This window comes from Enterobacter sp. P82 (assembly GCF_037053385.1).
Lineage (GTDB): Bacteria > Pseudomonadota > Gammaproteobacteria > Enterobacterales > Enterobacteriaceae > Enterobacter.
On record NZ_JBALHX010000002.1, the window covers coordinates 72300 to 89864 of the forward strand.

13 protein-coding genes and 9 pseudogenes are annotated in these 17565 nt (G+C 48.8%); 14 read left to right on the forward strand and 8 right to left on the reverse strand.

The features are described from left to right. Positions 1-108 precede the first annotated feature (108 nt). Positions 109-774: a hypothetical protein gene (locus WB237_RS13140; protein WP_045907983.1), complete on the reverse strand. Its 666-nt coding sequence runs from the start codon at positions 772-774 to the stop codon at positions 109-111. 238 nt (positions 775-1012) lie between these two features. Here WB237_RS13140 and WB237_RS13145 point away from each other — a divergent pair, with 238 nt between their 5' ends. From WB237_RS13145 to WB237_RS13160, 4 genes and pseudogenes are all read left to right on the forward strand, one after another. After that, entirely contained in the window at positions 1013-1690 is a 678-nt protein-coding gene (locus WB237_RS13145) for a hypothetical protein (protein ID WP_336213697.1), read from the forward strand. Between the two features lie 117 nt (positions 1691-1807). Beyond that, positions 1808-2020: pseudogene (locus tag WB237_RS13150) on the forward strand (hypothetical protein); the annotation flags it as partial. Between the two features lie 102 nt (positions 2021-2122). Beyond that, positions 2123-2329, forward strand: a complete 207-nt coding sequence (locus WB237_RS13155) for a helix-turn-helix transcriptional regulator (protein WP_336213698.1) — start codon at positions 2123-2125, stop codon at positions 2327-2329. Between the two features lie 101 nt (positions 2330-2430). Beyond that, positions 2431-2640 (forward strand): annotated as a pseudogene (locus tag WB237_RS13160) (DUF7828 domain-containing protein); the annotation flags it as partial. Positions 2641-2709: 69 nt separating this feature from the next. Here the strand turns inward: WB237_RS13160 and WB237_RS13165 are convergent. Beyond that, positions 2710-3120 (reverse strand): transposase, encoded by a 411-nt coding sequence (locus WB237_RS13165; RefSeq protein WP_336213700.1) that lies wholly within the window; start codon positions 3118-3120, stop codon positions 2710-2712. A 238-nt stretch (positions 3121-3358) separates the two neighbouring features. Here WB237_RS13165 and WB237_RS13170 point away from each other — a divergent pair, with 238 nt between their 5' ends. The 5 genes from WB237_RS13170 (at position 3359) to WB237_RS13190 (ending at position 8872) form a co-directional block, all read left to right on the forward strand. Further along, positions 3359-4045 carry a DUF1120 domain-containing protein gene (locus WB237_RS13170; RefSeq protein WP_336213702.1) on the forward strand — a complete coding sequence of 229 codons (687 nt, stop codon included), beginning with the start codon at positions 3359-3361 and terminating at the stop codon, positions 4043-4045. Between the two features lie 211 nt (positions 4046-4256). Next, the gene (locus WB237_RS13175) at positions 4257-4979 is read left to right on the forward strand and encodes a fimbria/pilus chaperone family protein (protein ID WP_336213705.1); all 723 of its coding nucleotides are present in this window, start codon (positions 4257-4259) and stop codon (positions 4977-4979) included. Between the two features lie 41 nt (positions 4980-5020). Continuing rightward, the gene (locus WB237_RS13180) at positions 5021-7483 is read left to right on the forward strand and encodes a fimbrial biogenesis usher protein (protein WP_336213707.1); all 2463 of its coding nucleotides are present in this window, start codon (positions 5021-5023) and stop codon (positions 7481-7483) included. Positions 7484-7493: 10 nt separating this feature from the next. Further along, complete coding sequence (locus WB237_RS13185) at positions 7494-8081, forward strand: hypothetical protein (RefSeq protein ID WP_336213709.1); 588 nt, start codon at positions 7494-7496, stop codon at positions 8079-8081. 206 nt (positions 8082-8287) lie between these two features. Then, the gene (locus tag WB237_RS13190; protein ID WP_336213711.1) at positions 8288-8872 is read left to right on the forward strand and encodes a GNAT family N-acetyltransferase; all 585 of its coding nucleotides are present in this window, start codon (positions 8288-8290) and stop codon (positions 8870-8872) included. 80 nt (positions 8873-8952) lie between these two features. Here the strand turns inward: WB237_RS13190 and WB237_RS13195 are convergent. Continuing rightward, positions 8953-9165: pseudogene (locus WB237_RS13195) on the reverse strand (IS3 family transposase); the annotation flags it as partial. Here WB237_RS13195 and WB237_RS13200 point away from each other — a divergent pair. The 3 pseudogenes from WB237_RS13200 to WB237_RS13210 all read left to right on the forward strand — a co-directional run. Further along, a pseudogene (locus tag WB237_RS13200) lies at positions 9162-9542 on the forward strand (IS21 family transposase); the annotation flags it as partial. The pseudogenes WB237_RS13195 and WB237_RS13200 overlap by 4 nt on opposite strands. Positions 9543-9591: 49 nt before the next feature. Beyond that, positions 9592-10303, forward strand: a pseudogene (gene istB, locus WB237_RS13205) (IS21-like element helper ATPase IstB). 99 nt (positions 10304-10402) lie between these two features. After that, a pseudogene (locus WB237_RS13210) lies at positions 10403-10891 on the forward strand (IS110 family transposase); the annotation flags it as partial. Between the two features lie 212 nt (positions 10892-11103). On the opposite strand, the pseudogene WB237_RS13215 reads toward WB237_RS13210, so the two are convergent. Further along, positions 11104-11223: pseudogene (locus WB237_RS13215) on the reverse strand (transposase); the annotation flags it as partial. 73 nt (positions 11224-11296) lie between these two features. On the opposite strand from WB237_RS13215, the pseudogene WB237_RS13220 reads away from it, so the two are divergent. After that, a pseudogene (locus tag WB237_RS13220) lies at positions 11297-11458 on the forward strand (transposase domain-containing protein); the annotation flags it as partial. A gap of 27 nt (positions 11459-11485) precedes the next feature. Continuing rightward, positions 11486-11653 (forward strand): annotated as a pseudogene (locus WB237_RS13225) (ATP-binding protein); the annotation flags it as partial. A gap of 177 nt (positions 11654-11830) precedes the next feature. Here the strand turns inward: WB237_RS13225 and WB237_RS13230 are convergent. The 4 genes from WB237_RS13230 to WB237_RS13240 form a co-directional block, all read right to left on the reverse strand. Beyond that, positions 11831-12568 carry a FadR/GntR family transcriptional regulator gene (locus tag WB237_RS13230; protein WP_336213713.1) on the reverse strand — a complete coding sequence of 246 codons (738 nt, stop codon included), beginning with the start codon at positions 12566-12568 and terminating at the stop codon, positions 11831-11833. Positions 12569-12660: 92 nt separating this feature from the next. Further along, on the reverse strand, positions 12661-15477 hold the full coding sequence (locus WB237_RS13235) for a hybrid sensor histidine kinase/response regulator (protein ID WP_336213716.1): 2817 nt from the start codon (positions 15475-15477) through the stop codon (positions 12661-12663). A 358-nt stretch (positions 15478-15835) separates the two neighbouring features. Continuing rightward, a complete protein-coding gene (locus WB237_RS23045; RefSeq protein WP_442892512.1) occupies positions 15836-16408 on the reverse strand; it encodes a C2H2-type zinc finger protein in 573 nt (190 codons plus the stop codon). 69 nt (positions 16409-16477) lie between these two features. Further along, the gene (locus WB237_RS13240) at positions 16478-17386 is read right to left on the reverse strand and encodes a C2H2-type zinc finger protein (RefSeq protein ID WP_336213718.1); all 909 of its coding nucleotides are present in this window, start codon (positions 17384-17386) and stop codon (positions 16478-16480) included. Between the last annotated feature and the right edge of the window lie 179 nt (positions 17387-17565).

Genomic DNA, 17565 nt, shown 5'->3' on the forward strand with positions numbered 1-17565 from the left:
CATCGTTGAATGTTTTTTTCGACGGATTGCCTCAACTGTCGTAACTCAGAATACCGTTCACGACGGTCGTTGCGTCGCCGGCACCGGCATTGAGCTGGTCGGTCAGCGTTATCTGCGATTTGCGTCCCAGCGCATCATACTGATGGCTGATGGCTTTCTGTCACAAAGGGGAGCACCCTGCAGGCGGAGGTCATCGTTATTCCACTGTTCTTTTTGTACCATCCGCTCTAGCGCATCGTAGCCAGTACGGATTTGATTGCCTGACGGATCCGTTGTGGTGATCGTGGAGCCGTTCTCATCCACGGTATAGCTGTACGTGGTGGTGTGTTCGTACGCAGACTTAGCACTAAGCGTTTTGCTTTGAAAACGGCCAAGTCCGTCATAGGTATAGTCTGTCGTGTTACCGAGAACGTCAGTGGTGGAAGCCAGTAATCCCGTCAGGAGCTGACGGCCAGACACACTGGTGGTGGCAATGTTTTCATGACCGGTGATGGTGGTTGTGGTGACCAGAACACCGTCGGCGCGTTCATAGGTGAACTCATGCTGACGGGTAAAGGACTGGGTGGCCTTGGGGACCGATTCTGCGGCATAAAGGGAACTGAGACGGCCATGGTCGGCTGAGTCCGGGGCATTTATATAGGTCATCTGTTTACTGCTGTTGACCACATCATCACTCAAGTATTTTTCAGTGGCGGTTGAGAGGACGTAGGGCACAGGCGAGCCCGGAATGTTCGCCGCAGGCAATTTTTCAAAGGCGTACTGTTTCTTGTGCACGGGTGCGATATAGGTCGCCGATGCAGGAACGGAGGCCCCAGCGTCACGGTTTCAGTCCTTACGCAGTGCACAAAACCATTTGGCATCACCATCGCCATCTGCAGGATAGTAGTCCCAGGTCGTCGTCATGTCATCAGGTTAAACTTTTTTGTCGTGTTACCACTGACATCAAATTCGGTGTACCGGTATCACGACGCCCGGCATCAGCGCCACGTTGAAATATGATGATATTGGCAGAATGGAGAGCTATACCGCCACCGATATTGCCAGTAAAGCGATGTTAACCATAAAGCTAACGTTTGATGATTTTAGCCGGGAAATCCGCCGGGATATTACCGACCAGAAAGGTCAGTCCGTATGCAGCATTGCCCAGACGTATTATCCCAACGGTCAGGTGAAAAACCGTACCACAACCCGGGGAGATGAATCCCTGCGGGATGAAAAATATACCTACAATAACCGTAATCAGTTAATCGACTACATCTGTAGCGGCACTGAGAAGTCGCTGGATGCTTACGGGAAGGCTATCACCCATCAGGCCTTTACCTACGGTGTTCTGGGCAATATCACCTCCTTGGTGGCGGAGTTTGAGGAGGGTAAGGATATCGCCAGCTATACGTATGCCGCTAATGACCCGACTCAGTTGTCCAGTGTCACGCACACCCATAAAGATTATCCGGCATTACAGACGCCTACCTATGATAACGCCGGACAGCTTACTGACGATGGAGTGGGCCATACCTTAAGTTATGACGCACTGGGTCGGGTGAACAATATTCAAGGGACCAAAAGTCAGGGGTGTACCTATCGCTATGACGCCAGCAACACGCAGGTCGGACAGGATACCTCCGGTGGGTCACAGCATGATTTTTACTATGCGCAGGTGCCCGGGTACCGATCCTCGTTTCAAAACTAATGCCTATGTCCATTCCCATGACGATTACACTCACATGGAGATTCAGACATGGCTAACCACGACATTCCCGACATCAATCTCAACTACGTTCAGCATACTTGGATGTGCGTGACCTAGGGAGAGGGGTATGCTTACCGGTGTGAGCCTAAGGAGCACTATCGCGTGCGGGGAGAATGGGTGACGGCCTATGATGACACCAGGGGCCGCAGGGGCATGCAGTACATCCTGAGCTACCCCAGCAAGCAGGCTCAGAAGACTCCAGGCGTTATCTGCCAGTTGAGTGACATACCCGCAGCGCCCGTGGCAGGCAGACGGCGAAAGGACCGTTGATACTCTCCGGTAAAAAATAATTCCCTGGACACATCGTTTGAAGAAGTCTGCACCATTCCAGTCTCAGGCTTCTTCTCCCTTATCACCAACGGAGAACAAACGATGACCACACTTGGCAGCCTTCTTACCGACAAGTTTGTCGATATGGCCTTCATAACCCGACTTACCGGCCTGAAGGATAAATGGTTCTACAAACTGATTTCATTGGGTGAATTCCCAAAGCCCATTAAGCTTGGGCGTAGCTCCCGCTGGTTGCAGAGCGAAGTGAAAGCCTGGCTGCAGCAACGCATAGCACAGTCCCGTCAGTAACCACAGTACCGAAGTCACTGCTGACTAATCACTTATCTTTTTCCCCGCTAGCAGCGACTGGATTGCCTACCCCCATGGCCTGCTGCGGGAGGAGTTGTACCATGCGTATTCTGAAATGTTATCTGGCGAACAACAGCCGTAATCAGTTTGTTGATGCCAAAGAAGCCGCTAAGACCAGTGATGATGCCGGGTACTGGACATGTGCCAGTTGCGGTTGTGAGTTAATTCTGCAAAAAGGGGGAATGGGAGAGCTCCCCAGGTTTGATCACATTCCGCATTCCGTTTCCCACCAACAGCTCATGAAATGTGCATGGGTGGATTCTGGTACCGGCTGGCAGGTTATCCATGCGATTCAGTTTTCCCTGTTTATATTGGTGGCATCAGTTAAACAGCAGATTGTCATTAATACCGTGCTCCCGGGCAAGGCGTGCCACGTTGGTATCAGGTTGCATCGACAGTTCCACAAGATGAAGTTTGAACTCCGTGGAGAAATTAGGTCGCCGACGTTTTTCGGGTATTTCTCTGGCGGGAACAGGTTCGTATTGTTGGCTTTTCCCGGGGTAGAGAAGTCGTTCAAGTTGCTCAGGTGATAAGTGACCGGGAACGGGCCAGTTCAGACCTGAGCGGGCAAAGCGCCGGAACAGGCTCTGCAGGGTGGTTCTGGGAATACTGATTTGTTTACTTATTTGTTTCTCTTTTACTTTTTTATCAAGGCGAAGATGCAGAGCTTTGTTTATCCATGCCCGATTATTCAATATTCTGTGTCCATTATCCGGAAAAATAGTGGACATTATCGTTACCCGGATGAGTCAGCTTATCCAGACGTCCTTGGTGGGGCGCTTACACTGCAGCTGGAGTCAGACTCCTGTCAAATTAATGAGAGTATTCTCGCTTCTTTATGGCATTTATCCTGTCTGATTATGGTCTGGAAAATATGATAATAAAAACGAACAAAGAGCACTTCTTTGCATGCTTGGAAGCATGCTTGGAAGAATTAACTTAAAAAGTTATACAAGGACTTATTAACAAATGAAACATGTATTTCAAAAAGTGGCACTGGCTGCCCTGATTTCAGGGACTGCCTGTCATGCCATGGCGGCAGACAGCACCACTCTGACTGTCAGTGGTACTATCACCCCGGGCACCTGTGTGCCAACCCTGAGCCAGTCAAATGTGGATTTTGGTGCACTTTCGACGGCGGACCTGAATGCGGACAGTACAAAACAGACAAATCTGCCTTCACAGGTGATTCAAATGTCAATTCACTGTTCGGCCCCGACAAATGTTGCGATTATCGGCCATGACAATAATCCAAACGTCGACGGGTACGCTACCAAGATTGATGGTGGTGCCGTATCTCTTGGTCTTGGTGAGGTTTCACCAGGTGTTTCCATCGGTGCCTGGCGGACCAGGGTTGGTCCTTATGCCGGGCAGGCACACGCAGACGGTGCAAATGTTGACGCGTTACTTCAGAATGGTTCTACATCCGGGGCATGGATTAAGTCTAATACCGCCAACGCCCTAGGTCATGCTTATCCGAATGGGGTGGCATATAGTACCTGGGCACAACCCGGTGAGCTGACGCCTCTGGCGTTTACGGATGTGACTGCGCCTCTGGATGTTCAGGCTGTAATCCGCCCGACCTCCGAACTGGGCAGCATTTCTGATACCGTTAATTTGCACGGTTCACTGACCATTGACCTGGTTTATCTCTGAGTTCTCTGAAGATTTAAGTTATTCATCACAATGCATGAATAAATGAACAGCGGGCGGTGATATACCGCCCGTGGTATCTATAAATTATTTTTTGTGCCGTGAGGGTATTATTTATTTTATCTGTCGCGATACAAAAAATAGTTTCCGCATGCAGGCGAACAGTGACTTTATTTCACTGCGGATGGCTGCGCATATTTTATGAGGTATCTTTATGTCTTATTTCCGCCGGGCAACCGGAGCACTGCTGGTGTCAGCGTGTCTGGGCATCCCCTTTTTCTCATCCGCCACCGGCATGGTGCCGGACACCACGGTCGTCCTGCTGGATGAGGCCGCCCAGGGGGGCACCATTAACGTCAAAAACACCGATACGGGTCCGGAGCTGCTGTACGTGACTGTCCGCGACCTGAAGGATGACCCGAGACCGCAGGTGATTGTCACCCAGCCAATTTCCCGCGTGGAGGCCGGCGGCACCCAGCAGGTCCGTTTTGTGCTCACCGATAAAACCCCCCTGACGGTGCAACATCTCAAGCGCGTCACTTTTGAGGGTATTCCGGTAAAAAAATCTGGCAAAAACGAACTGAGTATGACCCTGCGTCAGGACCTGCCGCTGATTATCAGTCCGAAAGGACTGGCCGACGACGTGGCTCCCTGGAAACGCCTGACGTGGCGTGTACGTGGTCAGCATCTGGAAGTGAACAACTCAAGTCCTTATGTGGTACGCCTGTCACAACAGGTGCAGTTGCTGCCGTCAAAGCAGAGCGGGATGCTGGACAAGACCTATATCCTGCCGGGAGAAACACTGAATATCAGCCTGAAAACACCATCAGCACTGGCCGGTAGCACGCAGGTCAGGTTGTTTCCGGCCACCCGTTATGGCTTTCAGGCCCAGGATTATACGGCCCCCCTTACCGCAAGCACTGCCGGTAATAAATAGGGTGCCCTTTGCACCCGGTGTATTCGCATTCAGATATCATCATGATACTAACATTCAGACAGCCCTGTTGGCTTTTAATCTGGCTGCCCGTCAGCCTTGCCGTCAGCGGCATGGCATGGTCCGCGCAGCCTGCAAACGATACTGCTGACCAGTTTGACACCAGCATTCTCAAATCACGCGGTATCCCGGCGGACGTGGTGAACTATTTTTCGCAGGCTCCGCGCTTTATGCCGGGAGTTAAGCCAGTGCGGTTGTCGGTTAACGGTGACGCGCGGGGAACCGTGTCCGCGCGCTTTGGCAGTGAGGGTCAGTTGTGCCCCGATGCGGCGCTGCTACGCCAGGCGGGGCTGAAGGTGCCGAAGGAGACTCAGGCTGATGCTAATGGCTGTTACGACTACGCACTGGATTTCCCCGGGACGTCAGTGACGCTTTCTCCGGGCGAGAACAGGGTGTCCCTGGTCGTGCCGCCGGAGGCCCTGGAGCGCCAGAGCAGTATCCCGGGCGGTTACCTCGAAGGTGGAACAGCCGGGTTGCTTAACTATAACGCCTTTGCCACCCGCAGCCGTACTGGTGGGCGCAGCACCGATTACACCCAGGGCACCTTTATCTCCGGTCTGAATATGGGGGACTGGCTGATACGCAGCAGCCAGCTGCTCAGCAACAATAACGGCAGCATGGCGCTGGATACGCAATATACCTATGCTCAGCACACCTTTGCCGATACCGGCATGATGCTGCAGACGGGGCAGATAAACCTGGCAAACACGCTGTTTGCCAGTGCACCTGTTCTGGGTGCTCAGTGGATACCGGATTCAGCATTGAGTACACAATCCGGCAATAATGATGACGGTATCACCGTCAGTGGTATCGCCCGCACGGCTCAGGCCCGGGTTGAGATACGCCAGGCCGGGGCGCTGATTTACTCAACGCTGGTGCCTGCAGGTCCTTTCACACTGACGAAAATTCCGGTACTGAACGTCCGAACCGACCTGGATGTGACGGTGGTGGAAACGGACGGGAGCAGGAATCAGTTTACCGTGTCATCAGGAACGTTTGCCGGTAGCGGGCTGGGCAGCCCATTGGGCTTTGCGCTGGCTGCAGGCCAGGTCCGTGACACAGACTCCCGGTATGGTGACCCGTGGTTGCTGACCGCTACTGATGGCTGGAAAGTAAAGTCTTATCTGAACACCCGTGCCGGCGGCATGATGGTACAGAATTACGGCTCGGTGGCGGGCGGGCTGGATATTGTACCGTGGCCGGCACTCACGCTGTCGGCCGATACATTGAGTGCCGCCGACCGAAACCACCATGTTCAGGGCAATCAGTTTACACTGTCGGCTAACTACCGCGCGCCGCACAATCTGAGCTTCTCCTTCAGTGGGACGCAGAATACGCCAGGATTTCGTGACCTGAATGACGCTCTGCAGGACGACGGGCACACCGGGTATGACAAAAACAGCTGGAATATGACGATGGGATGGTCGCAGGACTTTCTGGGCGCATTTTCTCTGGGATATGCGCGTACGCAGGGATTTGATACAGCCAATGATACCCGACGGCTTATCACTTCCTGGCGCAGGAACTTTGGTGGGGCATCTGTTTCGGTGAACTGGCAGGGTCAGGTGGGGGGGAATGGTGGTGGTGACGGAACCACAGTGCGTAACGACAACGATATCTTTTATGCCAGTGTGAGTATCCCATGGGGGGAACAGAGCGTGAATACCTATGTCCGCAATGATGGCACAGGGTCCAGTACCGGCGTACAGACTAGCGGCAGGCTGACCCCCACGCTGGACTACTCGGTGTCGGCGGACCGGGATATTGACCATCATGCCAGCAGTATTAACGGCAGCCTGAACAGTAATCTGCATTATACCCGACTGGGTCTCAATGCCGGAAGCCATGGTTACAGCCAGCAAAACTACGGTGCCTCGCTGAGCGGCGGTATTGTTGCCCATCAGCATGGCGTCACCTTCTCACCCTCACCGGTACAGGAAACATTTGGGGTGATTGATCTCGGCCGGAACGTGAGTGGAGTCGCGGTATCCACCCCGCAGGGGACGGTATGGACCGATGCGTGGGGCCAGGCAGTCGTGCCATCGTTACCGGCATACCGCACCGGGCGGGTGGAACTTGATGCCGCCACGCTGCCCAAAAACGCCGATGTGGATAACGGAACCCGGATGGTGACTGCAGGGCATGGCGCGGTACCGACGCTGAACTTCGCGCTGTCGAGCGTACGTCGCGGCATGCTGCACGTAAGCCTGCCGGATAACGGTTTACTGCCGCGTGGCGCGGTGATTGTTGATGCACAGGGAAAATATGTGACACAGGCCGTTGCGGAAGGGGTGGTATTCCTGGCAGACCTGAGCCAGACCGGGGTGTTGTATGCAGAACTGCCCGACAGCCGGCGCTGCAGACTGATTTTCCAGGCGGGACCGGAGGAAAATCTGACCGATTATTATGAAACACTGACTGCCGAATGCCAGTCGGTTATGCAGTGAGGAGGTACAGATGAGAAGAGTAATCACGGTGATAGTCTGTATGCTGGCTGGCCTGGCGGGAATGCCGGCCAGCGCAACAGCACCTGACTGTCAGGTGCTGATGAGTCAGCAGCAAATTGATTATGGTGCCGTGACGGAGGCGCAACTCCAGGCCCCTGCCGGGAAATACCCGACAGAACATGGCTGGGGGGCACTGGCTGCCCGGGACCTGACGGTGAGCGTGGTTTGTCCGCAACCCGGTCGCATCCGGCTCTATTTTGACGGAGACAGCGCCAGCAGGGGGCTGTTTCGTTATGGCGAAGAGGGAGTCGTGCGGGTACAGGCCTCATCCGCGGTGATGGATAATCGCCCGGTGCGGCTAAGACGCGTGACGGCGGGGGGGGAACAGGTTGTGCGTGATGCCCTGAACATCCACGCCGGAGACGGACTGAGCCTGGTTGACGGGCGTGAGGTCAGTGGCAAAACGGCGAGTATACAGCTGACGATAATGCCCTGGCTGAAAAAAACGGTATTGAGTCAGCGGGAGCGTCTGCAACTGCTGGAAAATATTCGGATACGGGTGGAGACTCCTGATGCCTGTAATGCGCCAGCGCCATAAACCAGGAGAAAAGGGGGCTGTCAAATAACATGTCGCTGGCGCTACTCCATACAACATGAGTGAGATGGGCCCGACAGCAATGTTGCTCCTGTGACGCAGCGAAGTAAACCAAAAACTGGAAGCCAATAAACGAGAACGTCTGGTTGTTTTATTCATCAGATATTTGTGTTTGCGCTTCAGTAGTAGTGGCATCATAAGGTCATAAAATGAAATTTATCGAAAAGAAACCAGTCAACAAACATCCCCTCCCCCTGTACCTGACTGAAGAGCGTGAGTATCCTCCTGAATATGAGGGGCATGCAATGAACTTTTCATTGATAACTTCAGAAGGTCAGGAGCTTGCGAGCGGAAGATGTAGTTTGCAGAAAGATGATAACGATAAGGATTATTTGTATATTTCAGCCATATATGTGGAGGGGAATTCTAACTATCCAACTCGTAAAAATCCAAACAGATATTCAGGGTTAGGAATGATTTTAGTCTTTGCAGCTGTAAAGTTCGGTGTTGAACTGAATATACACACGGTAAAATTGCTACCTGTAGATGGCTCACACGGCTTTTATCTGAAGATGGGATTCTACCCCAAAAGTAACGACCCAAACCATTTAGTTAATGAAGGCCAAATTGATAAAATAACGAAAGGGAGGATTAATACAGAATGGCTTATGAATTTCGAGCGGTGCACATTCTTGAACCCATCTTTTAGACAATCGACCTGGGTCGGTAATGCATATATGATTCTTCCGGTACTACGATCAGCCATCTTAAAGTCCTGGGATATTATCACCTAGATGCGACAGGGTCCGTAGAGTTCACCCGGTTATTGGGGAGTGTGCAGTGGCATTTCTACCCCATTGCGTATTCCGAGTCAAGCCGCGGTGATCGTCAGACACTCCTTCGTGAAATCATCCACACAGGTCTGGCACTTGATCCTCCGACCGTTGGCCAGTGCGTCCATAACGAAATCCATCGACCATGTCAGGTTCGGCGCATCCGGGCGCAGAAGCGGAAACCGTTCGGTTGCCAGCCCTTTACGGCGTCGTCTGCGTTTTACGCTCAGTCCATTAAGGTGATAAATACGGTAACAGCACCACGGCAGAGCATATGCCGGAGCGTCACCGCCATCACCAGGAGTGGACCCCGGGACGGCTGAAAAACTGGGCGGCCGGTGTGGGGCCCGACATACTGACATGGATCAGCGTGCGTCTGGCAGAAAAAGCGCATCCGGATCAGGCATACCGCCTGTGTCTGGGGCTGCTGAGCCTGACGCGGGAGTATCCTTCTGAACGCGTCAACAACAGCTGCCGGCTGGCCAATACAGAGGGGCTGACCCGGCTGAAGCAGATAAAGTCGATCCAGAAAAATAACAGGGACCTTGTTCCGGTGGACGGTGATCTGCATCCGTCTCAGGAGCTCCCTCAGGAACATGAGAACATCCGTGGCCCGCGCCACTTCCACTGAAACAGGAAACCCGAACATGCCACATACGCTGATGTAACAGCTGACAGAAATGAAACTGACAGGAATGGCGGCCGCGCTGTCCTCACAGATGGAGCAACCCGGCACTTACGAAGACCTCTCCTTCCGGGAAAGGCTGGCCCTGCTGGTCACGCATGAATCCCTCGAAAGGGATCAGCGCAAACAGAAACGTCTGTTGCAGAAGGCCCGGCTGAGGCTGGAGGCCTCAGTCCACGATATAGACTACCAGCCACCGAGGAACCTGGAGCGTTCGCGGATAGCCCAGTTAAGCCAGAACGAGTGGGTACTCAGGGGACAGAACCTGCTGATAACCGGCCCCTGTGGCTGCGGTAAAACCTACGTGGGATGTGCGCTGGGCAACAATGCCTGCCAGCAGGGTTACAGCGTGCAGTACTGGCGGCTGAGCCGGTTGCTGGTTGCTGGTTGAACTGACGCACAGCCGGGCGGATGGCAGCTACAGGAAGCAGCTTGCGCAGCTGTCGAAAACACAGTTGCTTATCCTGGATGACTGGGGGCTGGAGCCGTTACTCCCGGCACAACGCAACGATCTTCTGGAGCTGGTGGACGATCGTTACGGTAAAAATGCCACGGTAATAATAAGCCAGTTGCCAACGGATGAGTGGTACGGCTGTGTGGGTGATAACACGCTGGCGGATGCCATCCTGGACCGGCTGATGCATAACTCCCACCGGCTGGAAATGAAAGGTGAGTCAATGAGAAAGCGACTGGCACAGGTTGACTGAAAGTGAACGGTCGGTGTAATAAAAAGAAGTTAGGGCGCGTTAGGAAATAACGCGTTCACGTTCCTCCGGAATCCCCGGTCAACTTCGCCAGAATACGCAACGATTGCGGAACTCTATGATCTCTTCAACGATCTTGGTCGTCGTATAAACTTTTTTGATAACGAAATCGATGTAGTGTTCAGGCAATCTGAAACCTGCCAGCGTATTGCCAAAGTTAAAGGCATTGGCCCTAAAACGGCCACAGCCGTTGTTGCAGCGATTGGCAAAGGAACTGAATTTAAGAATGGTCGTCACTTTGCAGCCTGGCTTGGCCTTGTGCCGCGTCAGCACTCGAGTGGGGACAGACAGGTGCTCATGAACATGACGAAGAAAGGCGACAAGCATCTGCGAACCCTGTTTATTCATGGTGCCAGTGCTGTCGTCAGAGTTGCCACGAAAAACAATGACAGTTATCTGAATCAGTGTGTTAGCCAGTTGAAGGAACGGCGCGGGTTTAATAAAACAACCGTGGCGGTTGCTAATAAGAACGCGAGAATAATCTGGTCAATGCTGAGAAATGATACACAGTATCAGGCAGTTGGAAATTAATTCCCAGCCAGAAAAGTTGCAGCGTACTGAGAAATGGTGACAGGTTGCACCTGCACAATCGGAACCTGATTTTTATACTGGCCTCAAAGGCCGTCCAGTTGTTGAGGCGATTGTGTGCGGATTACCCATTTGGGCACAGGTTTTCCTGATGCGGGATAGATGTAAGCAACAACCCAAAACCAGAATCAGTGCTTGCAAAACGGAGGTAGTCCATAGATGTAGAAAGTGGCATCGGAAATGGCGTGCTTACGGCAGAGCTCACGGGCAGAAACTCCGGTTTCCGCTTCGCGAAGAATACTGATGATCTGTTCGTCGGAAAAACGCTTCTTCATGGAGATGTCCTCATATGGCTTATGAAGACATTACTAACATCGGGGTGTATTAATCAACGGGGAGCAGGTCAGTGGTGACAGTGCGGCAGTGATGTACAGCCTGATAGGCAGTTGCAAGCTGAATGGCATCGAGCCTGAAGCTTGGTTGCGGCACGTCATAACCATAATCAGTACCTGGCCTGCCAATCGCGTGAAAGTGCTGCTACCCTGGAACGTAACCCTATCTGTAAACTAAATCTTACCCTACGTCCTACATGGGGTGCTTACGTTGGCAATGGCGATCCTGGATCGGCTGCTGCATCACTCAACCACTCTGAATATTAAAGGAGAAAGCTATAGGTTAAAGGAAAAACGCAAAGCTGGAGTGCTGGTCAAAAAAACAACGCCAATCAGTGATGATGAAATGGCGGAAAGCGGGCAGCAGAAGTGATCAAATAGCGAACATTAAAAATGGCGAAAAGGCCATAAATCTTGTCGTTGACATGAACGGTCAACGACAAGAGCCGGATTATGGGATACTGTCACGTCCGGTTCCATGGGAGCGCAGGGAGGAAGTTCCCTTGTGCGACCCGATAACCCCGGAAAGGAGGTTATCGGGGAATTTTATTCATTCCCAGGGATTAGCATGACCAAGCGTCGTATGAAGAAAGGTTAAATGATCAAAGGCAATTTCGCGTGCTCTTTCAGCCTCACCCTCCAGGATGGCATCCAATAATCCCCGATGATGCTCGTCAGTTTTATCCCAGTTCGCTTTATTACGACGAATCGTATCCGCTGTATTGAGTACCGAACCCTGCAAAAGCGAGAAGAAGCTGTTCATCATGGCGTACAGCGCATGGTTATGCGCCGCCTGAACGATCTCCATATGATATTCAGCATCCGCGCGTGCTGCATCTTCCAGAGAACCATAAACATAGGCATGTGCTAGCCGCTGATAGCTTTCTCGTAATCGCTGATGTTCCTCCGGTGTGCTGCGGATTGCAGCATAGTAAGCGGCAGCACCTTCCAGTAATCGACGAAGCTCCAGAATGTCCATACGGGCCTGTGGATGGGACGTCAGAATGGCGACCAGTGGCGGGGTGAAAATGGTCGTAAAGGTATCAGCAACACGAAGGCCTTCGCCAGGCACTTTAACCAGTAATTCTTTGGTGACCAGTTCGTTTAAAGCTTCCCGGATGGGGGCCCGCGAGACCATAAACAATTTCTCCAGATTCCGCTCAGCAGGGAGCCATTCGCCGGGCTTAAGTTTCCCTGTTACTATGCTATCAGTGAGTTGTTCATAGACAAGCTGGGAAAGTCGTTTTCCGCGCTGAGGTTGGATAGGATTGTAATGATTGTCTGACAATGCTCTTGCGCCTCTTTTTCTGCTGTAAGCTTTATTATGGGGGATATCAGAACGGATAACAAATATCTGCTGTAACGTGGCTATGCAACATTTTAACCGATGTATTTAATCATATGTTCAAGACTGGCAGATAACATTAACCAGCAATGTTCCCATGACTTATGGGTTAGCGTAGGCAAATTACTACAAATTGTATCTATAAACTCTGCGTGTTCGCGCCAGCCCAGTGTCAGTAGCGATCCTTTTAGCCTGTGCATCAGATGGTTAAAATCCTGTTTATCTCCCTGCGTTATTGCACTGAGAATACGTTCTCGCTCAACTAACCATTCACTGGAGAAGAGACGGTAAACATCATTATAAAATACATCAGCAGAATAAGAGGGAGCTGAGTCGAACTGAGGTAAAAATCGGTTTATCGTCGTCCTAAGTTGCTCAAGTGAAAAGGGTTTCAGCAAAATAGCGTCGAATTCCTGGCTATTAACGGTTGCCGCAGACGTCGCGATCACTGGAGTCTTCAATTCCTGCTGGCGTAACCAGAGAACCAAGCCCTCACCGCTTAATTTCGGCATGTAAAAATCTGTGATAATCAAAGCGTAATTGCTGGACTGTAATTGAGTCAATGCCTCTTCTCCACTACTGGCGAGATCTATGTTGTTGTAACCGATGGTGCGCAATTGCTGATGAATTAACGCAAGATTTACTGGGTTGTCGTCAACCACCAGTAGTCTGGGTGTCGACTGCGTGGAGGAACCAGTTAACACTTCTCCTACAGATATCCTTCTCTTGGGAACAAATTGTTGCTGTAAAAGCGTTTTTAACGCAGTCATAGAAAAAGCGGTGAGGTGTATAAATTTATCTGATATTTCTGGCGCTAATGGGCCATCAGGTGTAAGTAGAATGACCGTGCATCCTGTGGATGTGAGAGAGGAAAGCGGCGGTAATTCGGTACTGGCGACGAGAACAGTTTTGTCCACTTGCTGCAACGATGATAGGGCATGAATATTGTGAGGAGTGACCTGAATCCCCCAGTGAGACAACATACGGGTGAGCGATGCTTCCCACAGGCGTGATGAACAATAAAGTGCTACCTGCTGCCCTGATAGTCGTGTATCCGATGAGTCTGGTGAAACCGACATCTCCTCCAGAGGGATCTCAAGGATGAAGCGAGTGCCAACACCTATCTCGCTTTCGAGAACAATCTCACCTTTCATGCGTCTTGCGAGTTGCTGACAAATCGACAGCCCCAGACCGGTACCTTCGGTATACTTGGGATGTGCTGCTACATTTTTTATAAAGGGTTGAAATACCGCTTTTTGTTTATCCTCAGGAATCCCACAACCTGTATCAGAAACGCTAATTTGAAGACGCTTATCTCCCCCCTTGTTCACTGTAAGCCGGGTATGCAGAATGATTAACCCGTGAGTCGTAAATTTATACGCATTACTAAGCAGGTTAAGCACGATTTGTCCAAGTTGCTGGCTGTCACCCCAAATTTGTACATCTAAAATATCGTCAGCTAAAAAATAGAGTGCGACATTTCTTTTTGTAATTAAGGGAGCCCATGTTTGAAGGCATTGCTCCAACAGTGCTGTCAGATCGTAATGTTCATGCATCAGAGAAGACTTATTCGCCTCTGCTTGACTCTGGGTTAGGAAGAGATTAGTTAGCGTCATTAATGATGACATTGTATTGTTGATAACATCAATTCTGGCCACCGCAACAGGCGAGTTTACTTCATTGCGCAACAACTCCAGGTTGCCGAGAGCACCATGTAAAGGCGTACGTATTTCATGAAAGACACCAGCAAGGAGCAAGTTTTCGTCTTGATCAATGCTATGTAAAAGAGATGTATTATGCTGAGGGCGTGTAGCAACATAAAGAACTCCTGCCCACATTAAAATTAGGGAGGGAACTGACAATATAAATAAGAAACTATGTTGATGCATCAGTTTGGATAATATGTCCATGATGCTAAATTCAATGACTATCGTCCATTGAGTGTTTTTTATCATAGCGCTAATGTAAATATAAGGCCAGACGAAATGAAACTCCTTTTTTATATCTTTGTTTGATGCCCACTTATCTGATTGAAGAATAGCTGATGCTGTTCTTTTGTTATATGCTGTATAGGTAATGTCATTCATTCCAAAGGCAGTGGTTCTATCTCTTGAAACAATAAAAACTCCTTCATTCTTCTTGGGGTTGATAAAAAGATAAGGAATGTCTCTGGAACGAAATCTGATGCCGATAATATGTGTTACTCGATTATTAACCAGAACGGGGGCAATACCATAAATGACGTGCTTTTTTGAAACAGCCTCATCATGCATAGGGATCCAGAAAACACCTTTTTTTTTTATAAACCCGGTGTTGTAATTTTGAGTTGTGTAGCATGAAAGGGTATTTAGTGTCTTTATTAGTGTTCGCATATTATCACTGGTCATATTTTGATAAATATCATGTTGGTCCCTGGAGTGCCATGCAAGAAATTCCCCCGTAACATCTAATAAAAAATTATCTGCTAGCATGTTTTCGATCGGGCGTGCAATAGCGATAGTTGATGATAAGTAATTTAATAGCGCCATGGATTGCTTAAAGTTGTCGGGGTGGCGGCTTTCAGGTGATAATATTTTATAGAGTGTATTGTTATGTATGTTTTGTGAATAAGGAGTAACGCTGGTGTGATTTTTTGTGTTTTCGTATAAGCTAACTAGCATGTTAAGGTAAGAGGCGAGTTGAGTTGAGCGCAACTCAGCATAATCACGTGCGACAATCAAATTTTCTTTTTTTATTGCAAAAAAAGACTCTACACTATGTGACGTGATGATGGCTATTAAAAATATCCAAATAAGAAAAGAAAAGGAAAGCCATTTAGAAAGAAAATGTTTGTAAGGTTGCGCGTTGTTCATAATAAAATGTCACATTAGTTATCTGTTGTGGATATTAATAGGGTTCAGGTTTCATTAAATATAAGAGTATGGATAAGTGTATAAAGAATAATCTTTGTGCATGAAAAGATATTTCTTCTGATATTATGAGCACGTGGCAGGTATTATTGCACTAATTATTTGATGATTGGTGGATGGATAAACGTAAATGAGATAAATCTTGTTCTAACTTCGGGAGGTATCTTAAGGTATTTGCCGGGAAGCTGATTGCAGATAAGGGGACTAATTAATACATTATCGTACGGGCTCTTCAGCTACCATTCGTAGCTGAAGAGCCTGGCGGGAAAGAAAATAACAATTAACGGAATGCCTACAAAAATTACATGTTCTTAAAGAAATCGTCAACGTTATCTACTTCCCTGAATTTTTCTAACTCTTCTGTGCTGAATAATTGCAATGGTGATGGTGGCTCGTCCATAAAAGAGGCGGTGCCGGATGACTGAGGTAAAGCCTGAGCTGTTTTTAGTCTATGGAACTGACTATTACAAAGTTGCTTATGCTTCTCTAACAAAAATTTTGATTTGAATGCATCATTACAATTTAGGCAGCGAAATGGTTTTTCATCAAGATGCTGTTTTATATGGTAATTTAGTTCATCCTTTCTTCTAAATCCCTTGTTACAGTATGGGCAAGTATAAGGTCGATCCCCTGTATGTATCCGGACATGTTGCCTCAGATTACTCTGATCACTAAATTTTTTGTCACAGACCGGACAAGAATAGGATTTGTCTCCAGAATGCAGCAATAGATGTCGCTTCAGGCTAGACATCTGGTTGAAAGTTTTTTTACATTCATCACAGATGAATGGTTTTTCTCCCGTATGGATTCGTAAATGACTGGCGAAATTTCTGCTACTCTTTATTAAATGACCACATTTTTCACACAGGAACATATAGTTTCCTTATGATATATTTTTTAACCAGTCGGTTTGCTTATTAAATTAGCATGCTATAGGAGTAATTTACAATTTATTTAAATAATCATAAGCATCATGTATTTCTGAAAATTGTTCAAGTTCTTCAGTGCTGAATAGTTGCAGCGGTGAAGGTACTGCTGTCTGAAGATGATCGAAACTATTATCGTTATATTGATGTGTAGATCCTGCGGCAGCAGAGGGGCGTGATTTTAATGAATGAACGTTCTGGTTATGTCTTTGGAGATTCCCATTGGTTGTGAATGCCTTGCTGCAAATCTGGCAGGTAAACGGGCGGTCATTAGTATGGATCCGTATATGCATCATCATGCTGCTATAGGAATTACTCCCTACTTTACAGATCGGACAGGTATACCGCTTTTCCTGCATATGAGTCAGTTGATGGCGGGTAAGGTCGTTTATGTGTGAAAATATACGGCGGTATTTTGGACAAGCATGGTGGTTTTTGCCAGAATATTTTTGCAGATGTTTGGTTAAACCACTTATATCACGAAATATATTATGATATGCAGGGCATATAATGTCGTTGTGATTTGATGAGGTAGCAAGATTAATATATGGCATGCTTCTTTGTGCTGGCGTTATTGAGTGTTGTGCTGCCAATGTATGGGTGTTTAATTCGTGGCGAACTAATGCGCGTTTCGAACTGCTTGTGTATTGGTTGCAAACTGAACATGTATACGTTTTCCCTCGTTCATGTAACAGAAGAAGTCTCTTCAAATTACTTGATTGTCTAAAAGCTCTTGCGCAGACTTCGCAAACATATGGGCGTTCGCCAGTATGTATGCATATATGTTTCGTTAAATGAGATTTTTGAGAGAAAGTTTTTTCACATCTATCACACTGAAATAAAGAAATATATTTATGCTTTTTAGCATGTACATGCAGTTGTGCATCATCAAAAAAATTTTCACCACAATGCTTACAAAATGGCATGACCTTATCCTTTAAAATAAAAATGATTCTCGCTGTGAAATGGCTGTAAATAGCTAGTGTCAATATAATATGGTTTATAATTAAAGCAACTGGAGAACATCCTGAAGATTACAGAGGATATTCTTATTGTTATATATATACGATTCGGAATAACGACAAGGAATATTCTCTATCGGCGA